General features: G+C 50.9%; 19 protein-coding genes and 1 pseudogene. 18 read left to right on the forward strand and 2 right to left on the reverse strand.

The window, feature by feature from the left end; genetic code table 11:
• The 3 genes from prxU to AB1690_01210 all read left to right on the forward strand — a co-directional run.
• Window positions 1-547 (forward strand): thioredoxin-dependent peroxiredoxin (gene prxU, locus AB1690_01200; GenBank protein ID MEW6013917.1); only part of this gene is annotated, 547 nt, incomplete at its 5' end.
• 203 nt (window positions 548-750) lie between these two features.
• On the forward strand, window positions 751-2,304 hold the full coding sequence (locus AB1690_01205; GenBank protein MEW6013918.1) for an OmpA family protein: 1,554 nt from the start codon (window positions 751-753) through the stop codon (window positions 2,302-2,304).
• Window positions 2,305-2,547: 243 nt separating this feature from the next.
• Entirely contained in the window at window positions 2,548-2,904 is a 357-nt protein-coding gene (locus tag AB1690_01210) for an RNA-binding protein (protein ID MEW6013919.1), read from the forward strand.
• Between the two features lie 56 nt (window positions 2,905-2,960).
• On the opposite strand, the gene liaF is transcribed toward AB1690_01210, so the two are convergent.
• Window positions 2,961-3,563, reverse strand: a complete 603-nt coding sequence (liaF, locus tag AB1690_01215; GenBank protein ID MEW6013920.1) for a cell wall-active antibiotics response protein LiaF — start codon at window positions 3,561-3,563, stop codon at window positions 2,961-2,963.
• A 205-nt stretch (window positions 3,564-3,768) separates the two neighbouring features.
• Here liaF and argF point away from each other — a divergent pair, with 205 nt between their 5' ends.
• The 7 genes from argF to AB1690_01250 all read left to right on the forward strand — a co-directional run bounded on the left by argF (window position 3,769) and on the right by AB1690_01250 (window position 11,474).
• The gene (gene argF / locus AB1690_01220; GenBank protein MEW6013921.1) at window positions 3,769-4,692 is read left to right on the forward strand and encodes an ornithine carbamoyltransferase; all 924 of its coding nucleotides are present in this window, start codon (window positions 3,769-3,771) and stop codon (window positions 4,690-4,692) included.
• A gap of 47 nt (window positions 4,693-4,739) precedes the next feature.
• The gene (locus tag AB1690_01225) at window positions 4,740-5,600 is read left to right on the forward strand and encodes a hypothetical protein (protein MEW6013922.1); all 861 of its coding nucleotides are present in this window, start codon (window positions 4,740-4,742) and stop codon (window positions 5,598-5,600) included.
• 90 nt (window positions 5,601-5,690) lie between these two features.
• Window positions 5,691-6,131 carry a PaaI family thioesterase gene (locus AB1690_01230; protein ID MEW6013923.1) on the forward strand — a complete coding sequence of 147 codons (441 nt, stop codon included), beginning with the start codon at window positions 5,691-5,693 and terminating at the stop codon, window positions 6,129-6,131.
• 139 nt (window positions 6,132-6,270) lie between these two features.
• Window positions 6,271-8,994, forward strand: a complete 2,724-nt coding sequence (locus AB1690_01235) for a M28 family peptidase (GenBank protein ID MEW6013924.1) — start codon at window positions 6,271-6,273, stop codon at window positions 8,992-8,994.
• 257 nt (window positions 8,995-9,251) lie between these two features.
• Window positions 9,252-10,067, forward strand: a complete 816-nt coding sequence (locus tag AB1690_01240; protein MEW6013925.1) for a hypothetical protein — start codon at window positions 9,252-9,254, stop codon at window positions 10,065-10,067.
• A 53-nt stretch (window positions 10,068-10,120) separates the two neighbouring features.
• Complete coding sequence (locus AB1690_01245; GenBank protein MEW6013926.1) at window positions 10,121-10,306, forward strand: 4Fe-4S binding protein; 186 nt, start codon at window positions 10,121-10,123, stop codon at window positions 10,304-10,306.
• Complete coding sequence (locus AB1690_01250; protein ID MEW6013927.1) at window positions 10,296-11,474, forward strand: NAD(P)/FAD-dependent oxidoreductase; 1,179 nt, start codon at window positions 10,296-10,298, stop codon at window positions 11,472-11,474. Before AB1690_01245 ends, AB1690_01250 begins: the two co-directional genes overlap by 11 nt.
• Window positions 11,475-11,477: 3 nt before the next feature.
• Here the strand turns inward: AB1690_01250 and rpsT are convergent, their stop codons facing one another.
• Window positions 11,478-11,738, reverse strand: coding sequence for a 30S ribosomal protein S20 (gene rpsT, locus AB1690_01255; protein MEW6013928.1), 261 nt, complete (start codon window positions 11,736-11,738; stop codon window positions 11,478-11,480).
• Window positions 11,739-11,801: 63 nt separating this feature from the next.
• Between rpsT and murJ the strand changes: the two genes are divergently transcribed.
• From murJ to AB1690_01295, 8 genes and pseudogenes are all read left to right on the forward strand, one after another.
• Window positions 11,802-13,370, forward strand: a complete 1,569-nt coding sequence (gene murJ / locus AB1690_01260) for a murein biosynthesis integral membrane protein MurJ (protein ID MEW6013929.1) — start codon at window positions 11,802-11,804, stop codon at window positions 13,368-13,370.
• Window positions 13,371-13,373: 3 nt separating this feature from the next.
• Entirely contained in the window at window positions 13,374-15,659 is a 2,286-nt protein-coding gene (locus AB1690_01265; protein MEW6013930.1) for a ComEC/Rec2 family competence protein, read from the forward strand.
• A gap of 115 nt (window positions 15,660-15,774) precedes the next feature.
• Window positions 15,775-16,986 (forward strand): DUF4388 domain-containing protein, encoded by a 1,212-nt coding sequence (locus AB1690_01270; GenBank protein ID MEW6013931.1) that lies wholly within the window; start codon window positions 15,775-15,777, stop codon window positions 16,984-16,986.
• Window positions 16,983-17,357, forward strand: coding sequence for a hypothetical protein (locus AB1690_01275; GenBank protein MEW6013932.1), 375 nt, complete (start codon window positions 16,983-16,985; stop codon window positions 17,355-17,357). Before AB1690_01270 ends, AB1690_01275 begins: the two co-directional genes overlap by 4 nt.
• 114 nt (window positions 17,358-17,471) lie before the next feature.
• On the forward strand, window positions 17,472-18,329 hold the full coding sequence (locus AB1690_01280; GenBank protein MEW6013933.1) for a hypothetical protein: 858 nt from the start codon (window positions 17,472-17,474) through the stop codon (window positions 18,327-18,329).
• A 16-nt stretch (window positions 18,330-18,345) separates the two neighbouring features.
• Window positions 18,346-19,314 carry a hypothetical protein gene (locus AB1690_01285; GenBank protein ID MEW6013934.1) on the forward strand — a complete coding sequence of 323 codons (969 nt, stop codon included), beginning with the start codon at window positions 18,346-18,348 and terminating at the stop codon, window positions 19,312-19,314.
• Complete coding sequence (locus AB1690_01290) at window positions 19,298-19,639, forward strand: roadblock/LC7 domain-containing protein (protein MEW6013935.1); 342 nt, start codon at window positions 19,298-19,300, stop codon at window positions 19,637-19,639. The genes AB1690_01285 and AB1690_01290 overlap by 17 nt, the downstream gene beginning before the upstream one ends.
• Window positions 19,640-19,668: 29 nt before the next feature.
• Window positions 19,669-20,244 (forward strand): annotated as a pseudogene (locus tag AB1690_01295) (GTPase domain-containing protein).
• Window positions 20,245-20,583 lie beyond the last annotated feature (339 nt).

Below are 20,583 nucleotides of genomic sequence, written 5' to 3' on the forward strand. Positions count from 1 at the left end.
GGGGAAATTTGTCAATGTGAAACTGTCTGACTATGCCGGGAAATGGGTCCTGGTCTGTTTCTATCCCGGCGATTTCACCTTTGTCTGACCGACCGAATTATCGGCGGTCGCCGGTAAGTACGATGAACTTCAGAAACTGGGGGTGGAAGTTCTCTCAATAAGTGTTGATAGCCGCTTTGTTCATAAGGTCTGGGACGAAGAGGAGCTTTCCAAGATGACGGCAAGCGGGATTCCCTGGCCGATGCTGAGTGACGGCGCCGGAAGTATCGGCAAGATTTATGGCGTCTATGACGACGCCTCCGGGGTCGATATCCGCGGGCGATTTATAATTGACCCGGACGGAGTGGTGCAGGCGATGGAAGTGCTAACCCCGCCGGTCGGCCGTAAAATCTCCGAGTCGATTCGTCAGGTGAAAGCCTTCCAGCATGTTCGCGCCACCAAGGGGGCTGAAGCCTGTCCTGCTGGATGGGAACCGGGACAGCCGACCCTTAAGGTCGGTCCTGACCTGGTGGGAAAGGTCTGGAAGGTCTGGAAACCGACCGAATAAGAGTGGACTTTGATTTAGATTTTTGTTCAAATGCCGGCAGGCGGTAAGTCTGCCGGCTCTCTTTTATTTTCCATCGTGCAGGTATTTCGTCTGACAGGTTAAACTGAACCGCGTAAAGTAGCATTAATTTCCTCTTGCCTGACGATAATCAAATTATTAGATAATTCTAAATTCCGGATATTCGTTTCAAAGGAGTGTCGGTTATGAAAGGATTTCTTGTCGTCATTTTGTTGCTATCGATTGTCGTTTCCCTTGAGACTTCCCTGGCGCAGACCGGCGATGTAGTCAAGGAACTTCAGCCCTTGATGGACTCCATTGTTGCTATTGAAGCCCCGATATTTGCCCCGGAGACCTATTCTAATGCCGAGCGTAAATTCCAGGACCTGAAGCGGGCGGTTGAATATGCCAAAAAGCAGCAGTATATCAATGAACTTGCCTCTGATTTTAAAGGGTACGCCGAAAACGCTATCAAGGCGACCGGCGTTGCCCGGCTATCGCTATCGGAATATCTTCCTCCAAGGGATAAGGCGCGCAAGGCGCGGGCGCATCAACTGGTGCCACAGCTTTATCAGGCGGCGGAGACGCAGTTTGTGAAATCGACCAAAAAGGTAGAATCAGGTGATGTCAAAGGGGGAATTAAAGAAGCGGACAAAGCCTCGCCTCTCTTTGACAAGGCAGAACTGGAGGCAATACGGGTCGATATTCTGGGGAAAGCGGATAAACTGATTGCGGCGGCGATTGCCGACGAAGGGCTCAAGTATGCTTACACTACAATGGACAAAGCCCGAACCGCAAGAAATAAAGCTGATGAGATTCTGCTTAAAGACCGTTACGAAAGAAAAGAATCACTCGAATATGTCGCCCGCGCCGAGTACGAAGCGCGGCATGGCTCCAATGTCTCGCAGTTGGTTCGCTCGCTGGAGCGGAACGACCAGGCCTGGGAAAAACTGATGCTCGGGTACGAAATCGAGATGCAGAAAATCGCCAATGAATTTGGAATTGAGTTGCTTCAATTCGACACCGGACCGATGGCGGCGGCCGATTCTCTGGTGCGACGGATTCGCTCCTTGAAGGAGTTCGGCGCCGGAAAAGAGCAGGAAGCGTATCAGATTGCGGCTCAGACCGAGGAGTGGCTGAAGTCGTCTCTGGCGCGGTTTGGCGTGGCGGACAGCGGCTTAACTCTCCCAGAGAAGATGCGCCGTCTCGACACCGAAATTGCCACCTTGCTTGACGAGCGTCAGAATCTTGCGAAAGAACTGCAGGAGCATCAGGTGAAAATCGCCGAGTTGACCAAAACCCAGAAGGAGATTTCGACCGAACTGGATGCCCGTCGTGAAAAAGAGGACAAGCTGAGTCAGGCTAAGCGGATAATAAATCCTTCGGAAGGGGAGGTGCTCTTCAATGCTTCGAATGATATTGTTCTTCGCCTCATAGGGCTTTCTTTTGCGCCGGGCAAGAGCGATATCGCCGATGAACATGTGCCTATCTTGAACAAAGTAATAGAAATTTTGAAGATGTTCCCTGATTCCAAGCTGATGATAGAGGGGCATACCGACAATACCGGCGACCCGGCCGGAAATATTCGTCTCTCGGAGAAACGGGCGATAGCGGTGATGCAGTATCTTCGGCAGTCCCTCTCTATACCGGCCGACCGGGTGCAGTCCGCCGGTTATGGCGCCGACCGCCCGGTGGCATCAAACGACACCCCGGATGGCCGCACCAAGAATCGAAGAATCGACATAATAATTATGCAATGAGGCGTTGCCAGGGTATGATAGCCTCGGAATATTGTCATTGACATCGCCAAAGAGACGTATATATTGGAAACAGAAACAATATCTCCTTACTTGAGTTTTCTAATGTTGTTCCACAAGGATAATCCCAGCAGAAATCTTCTTTGGGGAGAGACGGCGCAATAGTGCGCCAGTAATCGTTTATCTTGCCTTGCGAAGTTACTTAGTGAGTAAACCGTGAAGCGATAAACAAATGGGGAGAGTAGAATGAATATCTACGTAGGAAACCTGACCCGCGATATAACCGAAGAAGACCTTCGCAAGGCATTCGAGAGTTACGGCCAGGTAGCCAGTATCAACATCATTAAGGACCGTTTTACCGGTGAACCGCGCGGTTTCGGTTTTGTCGACATGCCTTCCAAGGAGGAAGGGCGCGCCGCCATTGCCGGTTTGAATCACGCTGACCTTAATGGAGTGAACTTGACGGTCAATGAAGCCCGTCCCCGCAGCGAAGGCGGCGGAGGCGGTGGTGGAGGCCGCGGCGGTGGCGGCGGCCGTGGCGGACACTCCGGTGGCGGCGGCAGACGCGGCGGATTTGGCGGAGGCGGCGGAAGACGATTCTAACGTCGCTTTCCAGTCTCAGTTTATCAGGGATGTCGCAGACGACATCCCTGTCTTATTTATCCCCAGAGGACCTGGACATCGCCGAAAGTTGTTCGAGCTGTGATTTGAAGTCTGACAGCGGCGGTATCATAACCGGGCGTCTGGTGACTCAGGCTGTTTGATATTCCGGAGACCTTACGGTCAAAGATGACCAGGTCGCCCATGGTCGATGTCCCGAATACCCAGACCTCAATATCTTTCGGCACCATTATTGTGACATCACCGAAAGTAGTTGTGACAAAAATCTGATTGGTCCCCGGCTTCAATTTTGCGCCGGTCAGATTGAGAAAACAATCGCCAAAGGCGCAGGAGATATTGGTCCCGTCGATTTCGGCATCCCTGGCATTGAGTGAAACATCACCAAAAGTCTTCTCAAACTTCTGCCCGAATTCGGTCGCTATTTTTTCTGCGGCGGCGGAGATTTCTATCACCTTCGGGTGCGCCTGGAACTGCTTTCTGAATATCAGATAGAGCCCCAAAGCCACCAGCACCAGGGGCCATAGAAGCGGCATGATTCTCCAAATTCTAACATGGGGGTAGATATTGGTAATAATGCTGAGACTCAAAAGGACTCCCCCCAGCAAAATCAATATCAAGCCGACCGATTCTCTTTTCTGCATAGGCTCCTTCCCTCCATTCGCTCATTAATATCCGATACGAATACTGCCCTTCCGATGTTTCCTTGTCCCGACGCCCTTACGCGCCGCAAACTGATTCGAAAATCTGCCGCGAGTCATATCTTCCGCGGCGCCGACAGTCGGGCTTGACTTATCTGACGGCACGCCATTATTTAGCACAATTTAACCGAAATTGAAAGGAGATAATATGCTTCGGCACCTGACCGAAATCGACGACCTCGCGCCCAAGGAGATTCGCGAGGTATTCGATTTATGTAAGAAGATGAAAAAGGGGCAGATTGCCCCCAAGCCGCTCAAAGGTAAAGCGGTCGCCTGTATTTTTACCAAGCCGTCATTGCGGACAAGAGTTTCTTTTGAAGTGGGCATTTTCGAACTGGGCGGACATCCTATATATATCACCGACCCGGAGATTCAATTGGGACGACGGGAATCGATAGCCGATGCCGCCCGGGTACTCTCCCGCTATGTCGGCCTGATAATGATTCGCACCTTTGCCCATAGCGATGTCACCGAACTGGCGAAGTATGCTTCGGTGCCGGTAGTCAATGGTCTTACGGACCTGGGACATCCCTGCCAGATTCTGGGGGATTACTTCACAATTCTCGAACATGCCCGGAAGAAACCCCGCTACAAAATAGCCTATCTGGGTGATGGCAATAATGTCGCTAATTCCTGGCTGAATCTGGCGTCGCTAATACCGATTGACCTGCGGATAGGCACCTCGGCTGAGACTCCGCCCGACGGGGGGATGATGGAACGGGCGCTCCAGAATAAAGAGAGCCAAGTCCTTGTGACGGAAGACCCTAAAGAAGCGGTGAAAGATGCCGATGTAGTTTATACCGATGTCTGGGCCTCGATGGGCCAAAAGGACAAATTTGAGGAGAAATCAAAACAGTTAAGTAAGTTCCAATTAAACAAAACATTGCTGTCCGGCGCCAGCCCTGACCACCTGGTCATGCATTGCCTCCCCGCCGAACGGGGCCGCGAAATCACCGATGAGGTTATGGATGGCCCTCAATCTGTGGTTTTCGACCAGGCGGAGAACAGACTGCATATTCAGAAAGCAATTATGCTGTTTCTTCTAAAGGAATCGAAGAAGAAGAAAAAGTAGAAGTGGCGAAAGGGTGCCCCGGATAGAATGTCTCGAAAGGAGAACCAATGCATCCTCACAAAATCGCATCCGGGGTATGCCTGCTGACAGTTGTGGCGCTGCTTTGCCTGGCGGGCGGATGCTCCGATGAGAAAACTCCGGCCAGTCCCAGCAATACCGGTTTACTGACCGACCCCGAGTTCATTCAGGTACAGGACCAGGTGAATGTTTTCCTTGATTCGGCGCAGAATTATTTTGCGGAAGGGTTCGAGAATATCTACAAGGCGCCGGTCGACACCGAAAACGTAATCAATAACTATGGACCTATGGGACCAACCGACACGGCGACTTTTGGGTACTATGACGGCTGGTACATAGTCTACATTTCTCGCAATAACGCCTATACGGCCAGTGTCCTCGTTGACTCGGTACAGTACCGGGATAACGGCGAAGTGATCGAAGACCCTTCCGGACTCGATTATCTGCATTTTATCCGCAAGTGGGATTTTGTTTTTAAGAATACCAATGTTTCCCATGTCAACATGAGCGCTTATCTCAATCTGGAATACAGCGGACTGGACCAGAATGTCGCCGCTATCAACGGCACCAAAGATGTTTTTGTGAAGTGGGTTTATGTTGCCGACGATTCTACGGTGGAAGCCCAATATGATATGGATGTGGCGGTGAACGATATAAATCTGTCGCGCGTGCCAAACTACCCCTGGTCAAGCGGCTGCCCGACGTCAGGAAACATTGAGATTGACATTAACCAGTCATATCTTTTGTCCACTGACGAAGGCAAAACTCTGCGGGTTCGCAATTGGGTCGTGAGCGTAACGTTTGACAATGGAGAAGCCAGCATTTCTGTCAGCAGCGAAGGTAAGACCTGGAATTACGCCCGGACAATCTGTCTCCCTCCCTCTAATTAGGCTTCTGGTGTAAAGTCTTCTTGAACCCCGCCGCCAGGCGGGGTTTTTGTTTTGTTGACAAGCGGGAAGCAACCGCTAAATTGGTCAATTATGATTGAAATTGCCCGCTATTCCGGATGTTTCATTTGCGGCGACCAGAACCAGTATGGTTTAAAAGTCAAATTTTTCTACACGGAAGGGAAGGCGGTCGCCGAATGCACCGCGCAACAACACTTTGAGGGGTACAAAGATATCTATCATGGCGGGATAACGGCCAGCCTGCTGGATGAAGTGATGATTAAGGCGCTTTTGGCGCGCCATATTTTTGCCATGACGGTAGAGTTGACGGTTAAGTTCCATAAGGCGGTGCAGATTGGGCAGCATCTGAACCTGGAAGGAGTGGTCGAAAGCCAGAAGGGACGGTTATATATCACCCGCGGGGAGATGCGATTGGAAAGCGGTGAAGTTGCTGCCTCGGCGTCAGGTAAGTATCTGGAGGTCCGGGAAGATATGAAAGGGAAACTTCTGACTTCCCTGGAGCGTAAATCTTAAGAGACCCAAAAAGAGTTTTTGACAAAAGTCGCCGATTCATTATCTTTATTTTAACGATGCATACTCCTCATACCTCAAGCATTAAGTATGCTCGACCAGAATACCCGTCACTGAGAAAATTGTTAAGAAAGGAATAAATATGTCTATCCGCCGGATATCTCTTCTGGCACTGTTGCTTCTGGCGGCAACCGCGGTTTACGCCGATGACCTTTATCTGCTGAGGATTGAAGGCAAGGAGGCGCTGGAGTATTCCAGACAGATTGCGGGTAATGCCTATGGCACAATCAACGGCCGTTTTCTGGTGGCGCTGAGCGATTCAGATGTCAGAAGTCTGCAATCATTGGGAGTTCCTCTCGAGCTGGTGTCGCGGGATTTTGACCCTGACCGCTATTATCTGGTTGCGCCGGTAAATCCGCTGGAGTTCCGCAAAGTGCTTCCCTTTGTATCTCTTTACACCGAAGAGAACTATTATATCATCGAAGCGACCGCCAGCGAAGCCGAACGGGTTCGTCTGAGTGGGTTTATGCCGGTTCCTCTGGCGGGAAGAACCACGCCGCTATTCTATAAGCCGCGAGAGGTAACCGCTTTTAAGCCGCTGGACTCTTACCCTTATGATACCCTTGCGCCCTATATTTTGCAGGACTCCCTCTATTCCTACAACACCAGGCTGGAAGCCTTTCGCACCCGTTATGTTGATTCCGATTCGATTCTGGCGGCGGAGGACTGGCTGTACGACAAATTTCTTTCGTTCGGATATACCCAGGTGAGCAAAGAACTTTTTTACTTACCCGGAATCGCCTGTAATAATATTGTCTGCGTAAAACCGGGAACCACGGAACCGGACAATGTAGTTGTCATCGGGGGGCACTTTGACTCCTATAACCAGCAGTCGAATCCATCGGTCTATGCTCCGGGAGCCGACGATAACGCCAGCGGCACCAGCGCCGTGCTGGAACTTGCGCGCGTTCTAAAAGATGTCCCGCTCAACAAGACGCTGATTTTTTATGCTTTTTCAGCGGAAGAAGTAGGGCTGGTCGGTTCTTATGTCGCCGCTCAAAATTTATATTTTCAGGGGACTAATATTGAGTATATGCTCAACTTTGATATGATAGGGTACACCGATGATGCCGTGAATGATGTCGTTCTCTTCAGCGGTCCTTTTACGGCTTATGCCGCCCTGATGGCATCTGCGGCTACGAGGGTAACCACCCTGATACCGTATTATGGCGGCTCGGCGGGAAATTCTGACCATGCCTCATTTGTCGATTTTGGATATCACGCCGTTTACGCCCAGGAGGGGGATTTCAACTTCCCCGGCTGGCATACCGACATTGACCTGACATCGCGAATGAACTTTTCCCATATGACAGAAATAGTCAGAATGGCTGTTGCCGGTTTGGGGCAGGCAGATATTGCCGCCAGTCCGACTTTTATCGACCGGGTTTATGATGTCGGCGACGGGCAGTCGCTTCAGATCAACTGGTCAAGCAATTGCCGCCCCGATTATACATATAAAATTGTGTATGGCGCCGAATCGGGAATCTATACCGATACACTCGCGGTGACGCCGCCGAATTGCACTTATACCATCAACGGTCTCCAGCAGGGAATAACATATTACCTTGCCGTCCTGGGGGAGAACGCGCAAGGTCATGGTCCTATCTATCTTCCGGAAGATTCCGGAGTCAGTTACGTGGAGCCGCGGGCGCCGCGTGGATTTGTTGTCGAACCTGACAGCGCCCGGATTGAATTATCCTGGCGCTCTAATAGTGAACTTGACCTGGACCATTACAAGATTTTGCGCCGGGAATCGGGTGGCGCATGGCAGACTCTGGTCCCCAGCCTGACCGACACCTTCTATATCGATTATGCCGTTCTCGGGCACACCATGTATGAATACACCGTTTTGGCTGTAGATAATCTCAACAACGAATCGGATACAGCGCTGGTGTCGGGAACCGTTCCAGCCACTTTTGATGGCGGTATCCTGTTTGTTGAAGAAACCGCCGCCGGCGGACTCAATCCGACGGAGCTGAAACAGGCCGCCTACTATGACAGCGTTTTCACCGGAATCATTAATACCAAACATCAAATCGGCCCGACCAATCAATATCTCACCCGCTCGCTGGCGGGGCAATACAGCTCTGTTCTCTGGTTTGATGATGATATATCGAGCCATCTGTTTGATGTTTCGCTTGATTCGATGCGATGGTATCTGGGATATGCCACCAACCTCATGCTGGCCGGCTTTCAGTCCGTTTACTGGCTGAGCGGCAACGGGCTGCAGGGACCGGGCGATTTCGTGTATGATGAATTCGGTATTACCCGTGTCACCGAGAACAGCGCCCTTGATTTTGTTGGAGCCACCGGGGTCAACGGCTGGCCCAATCTGTCGCTGAAAACCGGCAGTCCCTTCAATGGGGTCCTTCCCAGCGTCTCCGTATTTGAGACCCTCCCCGGAGCCACCCCAATTTATAATTATGACTCTCAGAGCAATAATCCGCTCTATGAAGGGAAGACTGCAGGCGTTATTTTCAACAGCGCTTCCGGCAAGAGAATCGCTTTGTCCTTCCCTATCTACTATCTGACCGCCAGTTCGGCGCAATCATTAATAGCCAGAGTGCTCACGGAGTTTGGAGAAGAGAGCGGCAGGCCTTTTGGTGATGTCAACGGAAACGGTATTGTTAATATCCTTGATGTTGTGGCGCTGATAAGCTACCTCTATAAATCGGGACCGGCTCCGGACGATTTAAACTATGCCGACCCGAACGGGAACTGCGCCATTAATATACTGGACATCACATATCTGGTCGCCTATCTGTATAAAGGGGGACCGGCTCCTGTTGCCGGCTGCGTTGAATAGGTCAACCGCAAATTGACATCCGATATAGAGGGCTCCCTGCGGAGCCCTTTTATTTTCCTTTATGACGCCTTATCGATGAAGTCTTCTGCACAATCTAAGAAATAATTGACCGTTATCAGGGGGCAGGGAAAATCTGCATCTTTTTATGACCTTGAAATTCAAGAAGTTAATCCTGGATATAAATATCGTCCTTCCTCCGGGGCACAGGCATCGATATTGCTGGTCTCAGTTATGATAAATTGCACCGGATACCGATTATGAATCCGAAACTGAAAATTGTCCGTATCGCCGACATCGTAAGTATTCAGAAGCCTGACCCCTCCCGCATTGCCTACTGGCGGGAGTATTTTGGCGCCCGTGAAATCTTTCCGCATCCGGTTGCCGTGGCTTCAATGGGGAAGGAGCGATATCTCCTGCTGGATGAATCATCGTACCTAGCCGCCGCTTTGGAGCAGAAACTGGAACATATTCCGGTGCAGCTGATGATTCTTCGGCCTAATGAGACGATTGATGCCTCTCTGGTTGTGGAGAGCCTAGAGGAGAGTCATATTTGCCAGTTTAATCTCTGTTTTCCGCGCGCCATGCTTGTCCCGGCAGCGGAGAAGAGGAAGCATTATCCGGCTTCCTTCATCAGCGCCGCTGTGACCTTCCCTGACCAGAGAAAACTCTATCTCGATTTCAGGCGAAACAAAGAGATGGCCCTGAACGGATATCTCTTCTATTTTCTAAATTTCCTCGAAAGAAATTTCGTCATCCGCGATAAAGCGCCGCTTTCGGAGCTGAAATCAACCAACCTCAAAGTCTCCCATATCGAGACCATCATAGATTTTTCGCATCTTACTCCTGACGACCTGCTGAATGCCGCCAGGAATGGTTTCAAATTTCCCTCCGGAATGATATCGGTTGCCGTGGGACCGAGACTCCTTGGAATCGATTTCCCCATAAGGGTCCTGCGGGAACGGGCGCCCCTTCGGGAAAAGAACCGCTTTCTTATCGACCTTCTGAATTACCGTATCCGCAGCGGTCATCCGGAATATTTCCGGTGCGGAGTCTGCCTGCTTAATCGTCATTAGACTTCCAGAAAAAAGTTGAATACGGCCGGTGATGTCTATAGATTGCCGGCAGTATGCTCATAATTGCGCAGGAGCTATGTCTGGACTGCGGCGGCTGTGTTCCCCTCTGCCCGGTAGAGGGGTTATTCCTTTCCTTCGAAGACCTTTTCTGTGACCAGGCTCTCTGCACTCTCTGCGGCGCCTGCCCTGAGTTCTGCCCGGTGAGAGCCATAACTTTGGAGCTGAAAGATGCGGTATGATGCGGTCGTCATCGGCGCCGGTCCGGCCGGTTCGATGGCGGCGGTCGAAATCGCCCGCGCCGGGTTCTCAGTAGCCCTGCTCGAGAAGCATTCGCAACCGGGTACTCCCTTATGCTGTGGAGAGGCGGTTTCCAAAGGGGCGCTCGACCGGCTGATGAGTCTGAAACCGGACTTAATTTCATGTACGATTGATGAGATAAAGGTGGTCTCTCCTGGTGGGAAAGCGATAACAGTCAAGCACCCGGGCGCCGGTTATATACTTAATCGTCCCCAGTTCGACCTGGAACTGGCGCGGCAAGCGGTTGCCGCCGGAGCGGAACTATTGACCGAGACCATTGGACTCCAACTGAGCGGAGAGACCGCCTTCGAGTCGCTTGCCATTGACAACCGGAAAGACGGACCAGGGACAATTGACGCGAGAATTTTCATTGCTGCCGACGGCGTAGAATCGAAAGTGGCGCGGCTGGCCGGCATCCCCAATCTGATTAACGTAAGAGAAACCGAGTCGCTTTTACAATATCGATTGAAGAATATTGAAGTCGACCCGGCGCTGATTGAAATTTATCTGGGGCGACGGATAGCCCCGTCAAGTTATCTCTGGATTTTCCCCAAGTCGGACCGCGAAGCCAATGTCGGGCTGGGTGTCTCCACCCGATTGACGCAGAAATTTCCGCCGGAGCAGTTGCTGAATGATTTTATCGGGTCAAGATTTCCGGGGGCAATTGAAGCGGGCAAATTCTGCGGTTTGGCGCCTCGATATCAGGGTGAAAGAATTTTCAGGTTGAAAAACCTTCTGGTTGCCGGCGATGCCGCTCGCGCCGATGACTCCATCTCGGGGGCAGGAATTCTGTACGCTCTGCTTTCTGGCAGATATGCCGGGATGGCGGCGGCGGCGTTTCTCAGAGGCGATATCAGGCAGGAGGCGGAGCTGGATCAGCTATATCCTAAGAAATTTCTCGATGAAAAGGGTGAAGAACTGGCGCTGTACCGCAAATTGCGGAATATCTATGACCGTCTTACAGACGATGATTTTGACGAGATCATTGTCGCGCTGATAGAATTTTTTGCCGCCCGCGATTCTGTTGCCGGCTTAAAACCGGGGCAGATTCTGGCCGGGCTGATAAAAACCCGGCCGAAACTACTGAAATATGTACGGCACCTGTGGTGAAAATCAGGAACTGGGAAGCGAGGCGACAAAGGCGGCAAGCTTGGACTTGTCCCGGGCAGCTTTGTTCTTATGGATAAGATTTTTGCCCGCCGCTCTGTCTATAGTGCTTGCCGCATCGCGAAAAATCTTTTCGGCTTCCGCGCGGCTCTTGCAGGCTTTAAGTTCTTTGACTATAGATTTCATATCCGAGCGGGCGGCACGATTCCGCTGACGCGCCAGGGCCGATGTCTTCATCCGTTTCTTGCAGGACTTATGGTATGGCAATCTTTTCCCTTTCTTTTTTCCAAAAATTAACCTTTAAATATATCCAAATACGCCGCTTTGTCAATGAGCAATAAAGAAAATCAATCAGTCGCCGCCTCGGCCGGGAAGGTTTCCCTGGCGACGGCAGTTTCCCGAATTCTGGGGCTGGTGCGAGAGCAGGTCCAGGCTTATTTCTTTGGCGCCGGAATGATGACCGATGCCTTTGTTGCCGCTTTTCGCATTCCCAATCTTCTCCGCGATCTGTTTGCCGAAGGAGCGCTATCCTCCGCCTTTGTGCCGGTTTTCAAAGAGAAGATTGTCAATCGCGGTAAAGAAGAGGCCTTCCGTCTCGCCAACCTGACCATCTCCAACCTGGTAATAATTGTCGGAGGCATTGTCGCGTTGGGGATAATTTTCACCCCGGCCCTGATTTATATCAGCGCCAAGGGGTTTTACGATGACCCGGCAAAGTTTGCTTTGACAGTCAATCTGACCCGAATCATGTTTGTTTTTCTTCTGATGGTCTCGGTATCGGCGGTACAGATGGGCATTCTCAACTCTTGCGGACGGTTTGGGGTGCCGGCGCTGGCTCCAACATTGTTTAATGCCGGGATGATTCTTGCCCCGGTGCTGCTTTACTCTTACTTTGAAGTCCCCATCTACACTATGGCAATCGGTGTCCTGCTGGGGGGGCTGGGGCAGATTCTGTTTCAAATTCCATCTCTCCGGAAAGTCGGGTATCGTTTCCAATTCAAGGCTGATTTCAAAGATGAGGGGATAGCAAGGATTAATCGTCTCATATCCCCTATGATTCTGGGACTTTCGGCTTCGAGAATAAATATTCTGGTCAGCACCCTGCTGGCGTCATTACTTGCGGAGGGGGCGATGTCGTATCTCAATTACGCATATCGACTAATGCATTTTCCTCTGGGCGTCTTCGGAGTGGCGTTAGGCACGGTGGCTTTGCCCAAAGTGTCGGAGCAGGTTGCCTCCCGACGGGAAGACCTTCTGGTGAAGACCTTCCATGAAGCGGTCGGCCTTTCAACATTCCTGGTTGTGCCGTCGGCTGTTTATCTGGCAGGATTTGGAACCGACCTGGTGCGTCTGATTTATGAACGGGGCGCTTTTGATGCTGCCGCAACCGCGAATACGGTGCAGGCGTTGCTCTTTTATTCTTTCGGATTAGTCGGCTTTGCCGGTGTCCGGGTGGCGGCGCCGGTCTTTTATGCCCTCGGCGACGCCAGAAAGCCGATGATTTATTCGCTGGTTTCGGTCGTAGTAAATATCGTTCTCAATTTCGCGTTAATCCCATTCTGGGGCTTTGCCGGCCTGGCGGCGGCGACGTCGGCCGCCGGCCTGGTAAATTTTGGTCAGCTCCTCTTTAGTCTCCGACGTCAAATTCCCGCCGTAGATATTAAATTCATCGCGGTCCATTTTGTCAAGGTATCCACAGCGGCGCTTTTGGCGTTCGTCTCAGTAAGATTTATTCCGTTTGACCGCTGGTTTGCTATTGCCGGTATCGGAGGGAAAGTCTTAACGGTGACTGCTCAGATTGCCGCCATGGGGATTATCTACCTTCTGATTTTGAAGATTCTCAAGGTGGAGGAAGTCGGCCGTCTTCTGTCATTTCTGAACCGATTAATTCGGAAATAGAGTATGGCTGCGGCGATTGCACCGGCACGAAAGTACCCTGCCGTTATTGCCCTGATAGGCGTGATATCAGGCATCTTGATTGCCGAGTATCTGCCGTTCTCGTCCTATCCCTATATAGTGTTTTCGCTTCTTCTCTTTGCGGGAACGCTCCTATGTTTCTTTCAGGGACGAATCTTTCTGTCGGCGCTCCTGGGAATCCTGGCTCTGGTCTGCCTCTCTGCTTTCGGATATGCTTTCAGGATTAAGACTTTCCCGCCGGGGCATATCAGTCATTTTGTAGATAATGACCGACCTCTGGAAATCTACGGCACAATTGACGATTGGCCTGTGCTGAAAGACAGAAGCACGGAAATATATCTTCAGGTTGATTCTCTGGCGGTGGAGCGTCAGATAGTTCATTCGTCAGGCCGGATTCTGCTAAGAATTATGACCCCCACGACTCGTCTGCAGTACGGCGACCGCATTATATTTGAATCGCGAGTCTATTCTGTTCGAGGGGGACGAAATCCATCCGGATTGGATTACCGCCGTTATCTGGTGCTCAAAGAGGTATTCGGAGTCGCCTACCAGCCGCATCAATTTGCGATTCAGGTTGACCCCGTTGGCGCCGGCAACATTCGTCGCGCAATCAGTCAATTAAGAACTGAGGTTGTTAGCGTTTTCAAAAGAACCCTGGGTCAGCGTGAAGCGGCTCTGGCATCAGGCTTCCTGATTGGAGAAACCCGCGACATTCCCCGGGATATATATGACCTCTTCCGAGACAGCGGAACTCTGCACTTGCTGGCCGTTTCCGGCTCGAATGTGGCGCTGGTGGTGATGTTCTTTGCATTTATATTCCGAGCATCTCCTTTTAATGCTATGGCTCGTACCTTGCTGCTTATATTGATTATCCTGATTTTTTCGTTTCTTTCCTATAATCAGCCCTCGGTGGTGCGGGCGTCGATAATGGCGAGTCTGGTTCTGCTCGGCAAGCTACTGCAGAAGCGTATCGACTACAACAATATCGTTGCCGCCACCGCCTTGCTCATTCTGGCCGTCAAGCCGACCGAGCTGTTTGATATCGGATTTCAGTTGTCTTTTGTCTGCGCCTGGGGGATTATATTTTTTGTCCCCAAAATTTCCGCCCTGTTCTTTCGATGGCGTCGGACATTTGTCTATCGCTTTGTCGGTTTGCCTCTCATTGTTTGCTTTATTGCACAACTGGTCTCGGTTCCACTGACCGGCTTTTACTTTCATCGTCTGCCTTTGATTTCATTCGCCGCCAATTTAGTTATCGTTCCGCTGGTTGGAATAATCGTGGTGGGAGATGTTATTCTTCTGGTTCTGTCATTCATATTGCCGCTTGCCGGCGACTTCGCCGGAGGTCTTCTCAATCCCCTCTTGAGTTTGAATATCAGTTTGCTGCGGTTTTTCGGCGACGACAGCATGACGCTTCAGGCCGGTGGTGTAATCGATTTTGTAATCCTGATATTTTACTACTTATTCTTCATATTTCTGGTTGCCGCAATTCGTGATGTACGGTATCGACGAATTCTGGTGATTTTGATTCTGGTCGCCCTGAATATTTTCTCCATCAGGGGCCTGGTTCGCGCCGAGCCGCAATTCCGGATGACGATTCTTTCGATTCCAGAAGGACTGGCGGCAGTTACCTACACCACTCCGGCTAAGGTAATACTTGCCAACATACCGCACCGCGATTACAGCTATGCGGAGCTGCTAATCACTCCGCTTCTTTACAACCGCGGTTTCACTGACCCGGAAATAATCGCTCTGGACGGCGATTACGATACGGTGCTGGAAGCGCTTCGTGTTGCCCGAAATGGCGCTTCGCGATTATATCTTCCTTTGCCCGCATACAACCTTTACCACGATATCCTGATTCAGCACGAAATGAAGCCGCCGGACAGCCAGGTTATATTTTATGCTGAGCCGGATTCGATGACAAAGAACAATTCTTCTGTGCTGCACCCTGGAATTATCACATTCCGTCTCGAAGCATATTCTCTGACTATCAGTTCGAGAGACGGTTTAACGCAAAATATGGTCGATTCTGAATACCCCAGCCATTTGTACGCCGTGCCGGTTCTTGACCTTGAAATTTGGCAGGTTTTAGTTCGCCAGAATAGCCTCCAATTTCTTGTCTGCAATAGGATTACAAAGGAAGCGCGCCCCCGGATTGAGGCCTATCAGAGTGACCCCCAGAACCATCCCTTCCAACTTTTTGAAACATTAGAGGTTGGGGCGGTTGAAATCACCCTCAAAAATGGTCGCCTTACGGTCGAAAATTAGCTTCCGGACTTGACGCCGAGGTTAAGTACAAGCCTCTTTTTCCCGATAACATAAAAGAAATATTAGAATTATAACATCCCTGCAACACTTGAGTTGCGAGGTGGATTTCAAGATTATGAGCCTTACTGGAAATCTAAAAACTGTTTCCTTTCCGGACATTTTGCAGCTTCTGTCAACGGGGAAGAAGACTGGAATTCTGCAGGTCGCTACCTCCGCCAGGCAAAAGGAGGTTGCCTTCCGTGATGGGAATATTATTCATGCTTCAGCTATTAACTCAACTGAAGACCTTCTCGGCAATCTACTTCTGAAACGGGGTAAAATCTCCAAAGCCGACCTGGATAAAGCGATTGCCCTGCACAAGCAGACCGGACGGCAGCTCGGGACGACCCTGGTCGATATGAATCTCTTTGACCGGGAAGAAGTCGTCGAGTGCCTCAAAATGCAGATAGAGGAGATTGTTTACAATCTCTTTTCCTGGCAGGAAGGTGAATTCAAGTTTGTCGAAGGAGTTCTGCCGAAGAAGGTCCCCATCATGGTCGAACTCAGTACGACCAATATTATCATGGAGGGGACCCGCCGCATCGATGAATGGGTGGAGATTCAAAAGGTACTTCCACCGGATGATATAATATTAAAACTGAATCCCAGTCCGCGCGCCAAACGGGACGAAATCACCATGACGCTGGAAGAGTACCGTGTGCTTTCGCTCATAAACGGCGAGCGCACCATGCCGGACTTGATTGAAGCCTCGCCAATTGGCGAATTTGTCACCTGTCGCGCCGTATATAAGTTGATAGTGTCCGGGCTGGTTCAGGCGGCCGGCAAAGCGGAACGAAAGAATGAAGAAGAGATTCAAAATGATGAAGAGATTGTGCTTTCCATCCTCTTTGCCCTCTACAACAACTGCTTCTATCGGATAAAATCGCTGGTGGAGACCATCGTGGGAGACGAAAACCCGATGTTCCATAAGTATCTTTCAGGATTCCGCAATGGCTTTCTGGTCTATTTCCCCGGCTTCGATCCCAACGCCGATATAAGCCCCACCTTCGACCGCTTCTACAATGAAATCATTAAGATACCGCCGGCGGTGAGAATGCATACGGTCATGTCGGCCCTGGAAAATATGCTGAGCAATCAGCTTGAGTATGTATTTTATTTCCTGGGGATAGGTCCGTACCGCCAAGCGATAAATCTTGTGAAGAAGGAAGTTTCCGAACCGCTCGCTTTAAAACGGGAACTGGTGAAAAGATATCAGATAGATGAGAATTTGATAAACTCCGTCAAGAAGGCGGAGCGTGTCGTTAAATTAGTTAAGGGTGCATCATGATGAATAGAAAACGGATTTTATCAGGTGGTCTTGCCGCATTCATTGCTCTGACCCCCGCTGCCTATGCCGGTAACGGCGTAGAAGGCGGCTTTACGGCCGTCTCGATACTGCATCTGGCGCTTTTGCTGTGCGCCATTGTCGGGCTGATCTGGGCCATGAAAATCCTTTCCCTGGTTCGCGGGGGACTGATGTCCAAGAGCTGGCAGATGATTTTGGTCGGGTTTATCTGCCTCTGCCTGGCGCAGGCGGTGGCGCTGGTTTCCAAGCTCGGCTTTTTAGCCGTCCCGGAGACTGTAGTGACCTTACTTTATCTGTCAATGGCGGCAACCTGGCTGGCGGGACTGTATCAGACCCGAAAAGTTCTCGGATGAATTATATTTGATTGACACAAGTTGTGATGGCGATTATAATTACGAAACGGCAAAAATGACCGAATGTAACCTTTTGATTTATAGAAAATTGCCGTGTAATCTGGAGCAAATGTAATGGCGTTTACCACCGAACTGGATGACCGGATTTCCAAGTGCAACAAAATTCTGGACGAGAATCCGAACTCCCAGATTTTTGCGGCGCTGGCCGAGGCATATCGCAAGAAAGGTGAGTTGGATAAAGCCTTTCGAGTATGCCAGAATGGATTGCGGGTTCATCCCAATTATGGCTCAGCACACATGGTAATGGCCAAGATCAACTTTGATAAGGGTCTATATGATTGGGCGGAACTGGAGGTTCAGAAGGCGATAGAGCTGGAAGGCAGCAGTCACGCCAGCGACCTTCTGTTGGCTGAAATCTATATTTATAAGGGAGAGTTTGCCAAGGCAACCAAAATATTGAATCGTTTACATTCCGCGGATACCTCCAATCAGCAGGTCCTCAAGCTTCTGGAGATAGCCAAGAAACTTCCTCTGGAGTCGGCGCGCAAGATTGAAGGTACTGCCCATATTGAGTCCAAGGCGGCGCCGACAGCTCCCGCTTTGGAGCCGGCAGTTGACCGCATCAGTATGAATCAGTTTCTCAATCATATGATGGAAATCTCCGGGGTGGAAGGAGTGCTGCTGATACACAAGGATGGACTGGTGGCTGATTCTCGCTGGGACAATCCGCAGGACCGCGATCTCTGCGGCGCCCTTGCCGGCGATATTGAACGGACAATAAAAGCGCAGTTGGGAAACTCACCTTTTGGAAAATATGAGAATGTTCTGGTCGAGGCCGGCGACCTGATTGTCAATCTGTTGCCTTTAGGCGGCAGTTTTCTGCTTATTCGCGCCAACAAACAGATAAATCTCGGGACGCTTCGTTTGAAAATGACCGCCTTGCTGCGTCGCCTGGACCTGGAATATAATTAGTCAGGAGGAAATTCAGATGACCCTTTATGGAAAAGACAGCCGACTGGTACTCCTGATTTCAAGTCTCTTAATAGTGGTGCCAATGGTTGTTTTCCCCCGCAAGCTGGGGATGGACCTCTCGACCGGTTCCTTTGCATATTCTCTGCTGGAAATTCTTTACTACGGTATTGTGGTATTCATATTGCGGCCTCAATCCAGTCTGTTGCAAATATTGCAGGGAGCAGGGATTACCTTCCTCTACCGCATCGCTCTGGGCACAGTTTTCGGGATTATGCTGGCGGTAATGTATAATCTCAACTTTTCGGTCTCGCTGACGCTCGGTATTTCGCGCTACCTGCCGGCCATTCTGCTGCATATTCTGGCGGCGCCGTTTACCTTGAGGCCGATTTACAGAGCGATGTTCGGCGACGCGGCGCGGGAACGACGGCATTACATTAAGAAATACCAGCCGCCGACTGCATCACGAGAAACTACCGGACACGCGCCGACTGCGCCCGCCGAGCATCATCGCGCAAGCGCTGTCTTTGAGCATGGCGCCTCTGAACCCCGGTCGGATAGTTCGGTCGGTCACGAACAGAACGGTTTTGACCGCGCCGTCCGTTATCTTGCCGAGCATCATGCCGTCTTGCTGGCGGCCGTGGTTGACCTGGAAGGCTTGACCGTGGCATCTTTCAAACGCGGCAATGTTGACCTGGAGCGCTGGGCGCCGTTATCGCTCCTGTTGCAGAAATCGAATGAGAAGATACTTAAGCGGAATCGGGAAGGGGAAATCCCGGACCGTATCGATATGTCGTTTGCCTCCATGAAATTAATCGTAGTCAAAGCCGGGTATTTCAATCTGCTGGTTCTGGCTAACAGGGAGGAAGACGACTTACTGGGTATAAGAATTATACAGGCAACGGAATTAATAAAGAAATATACGTCCGAACGTTACGGCGCAGCAGTGTCGTACAGTGCGGAGGAGAAATATGTATCAAATTCTTGAAGAACTCAACAAGACTTCCGGAATTACCGGTTCGATGATTGTGGGTAATGACGGTATAGTTATTGCGGCTGACCTCGATACCTCCTTTGAAGAAGAGGCGGTGGGCGCTCTGGCGGCATCAATTACGACCAATATTCAGAAGTCGCTGGACCGCTTACAGCAGACCCCGCTGGCGCAGGTGACCATTGAAGCGGCCAACGGAAAATTATTTTTTAGCAACGCCGGGATTGGAATTTTGGTGGTAACTGCCGAAAAAGACGTAAATATCGGTTTGATTAGACTTGAGATCAAAAACGCTATTGCGAGAATAGGCAGTCACAATTAGGGTAGCTTCACCCTGGAAAAAAGGATACTATGGTCTCAATAAATTATGCATCGCGCGAGGTCACCTGTAAGATTGTCTTCTATGGACCAGGGTTGTCCGGCAAGACGACCAACCTGATTTATGTCCATAACAAAGTCCCCTCGACCACCAGGGGGAAGATGATTTCGCTGGCGACCGAAGCCGACCGGACTCTCTATTTTGATTTTCTGCCAATCAATATCGGCACCATCAATGGCTTTACCGCCAAGTTCCAGCTGTATACGGTGCCGGGGCAGGTTTACTACAACGCCACCCGCAAACTGGTGCTTCGCGGGGTGGACGGCATCGTATTTGTCGCCGACAGCCAGGCGGAAAAAATGGACGAAAATATTGAGTCGCTGACCAATATGAAAGAGAATCTGGCGGAGTATGGATATGACATTAATGATATACCGGTGGTCATACAATACAATAAGAGGGACCTGCCCGGCGTTTTAACCGTTCCGGAACTGGAAGCGAAACTGAATCCACTGGGATGGATGAGTTTTGAAGCGGAGGCGGTAACCGGGAAGGGAGTTTTCGATACTCTCAAGATGATTATCAAGTTAGTGTTGGAAAAGGCGAAGTCGACCCGCAGCGCGACATCCCCGACGGCGGCAAAACAACCGGAGCCGGCGGCGACACCAGCCGCGGTTGCCGGCGCGGCTTCGTTTGAGCCGTCCGGTAAGAGCGGTGATTATGAGCGGACTCCGGCCGGGGCGGCGCCAGCGCCCGAACCGGCCATGGTTTCCCGCCAGACCGCCTATAACGTCCCTGATGACGTCAATGGCGAAACCGATGAAGAGAACCACAACGGCAACGGCGTGGAGTTCAATACTCTTAAAGAGGAGCGGGTCTTATCCCGTTCGGCTCTCGACCAGGATGTGAGCCAGCCGCCGGACGCGGTTGACGTCGCGTCCCGGGAC

It is taken from the genome of Candidatus Zixiibacteriota bacterium (assembly GCA_040753495.1).
Taxonomy (GTDB): Bacteria; Zixibacteria; MSB-5A5; order GN15; family PGXB01; genus DYGG01.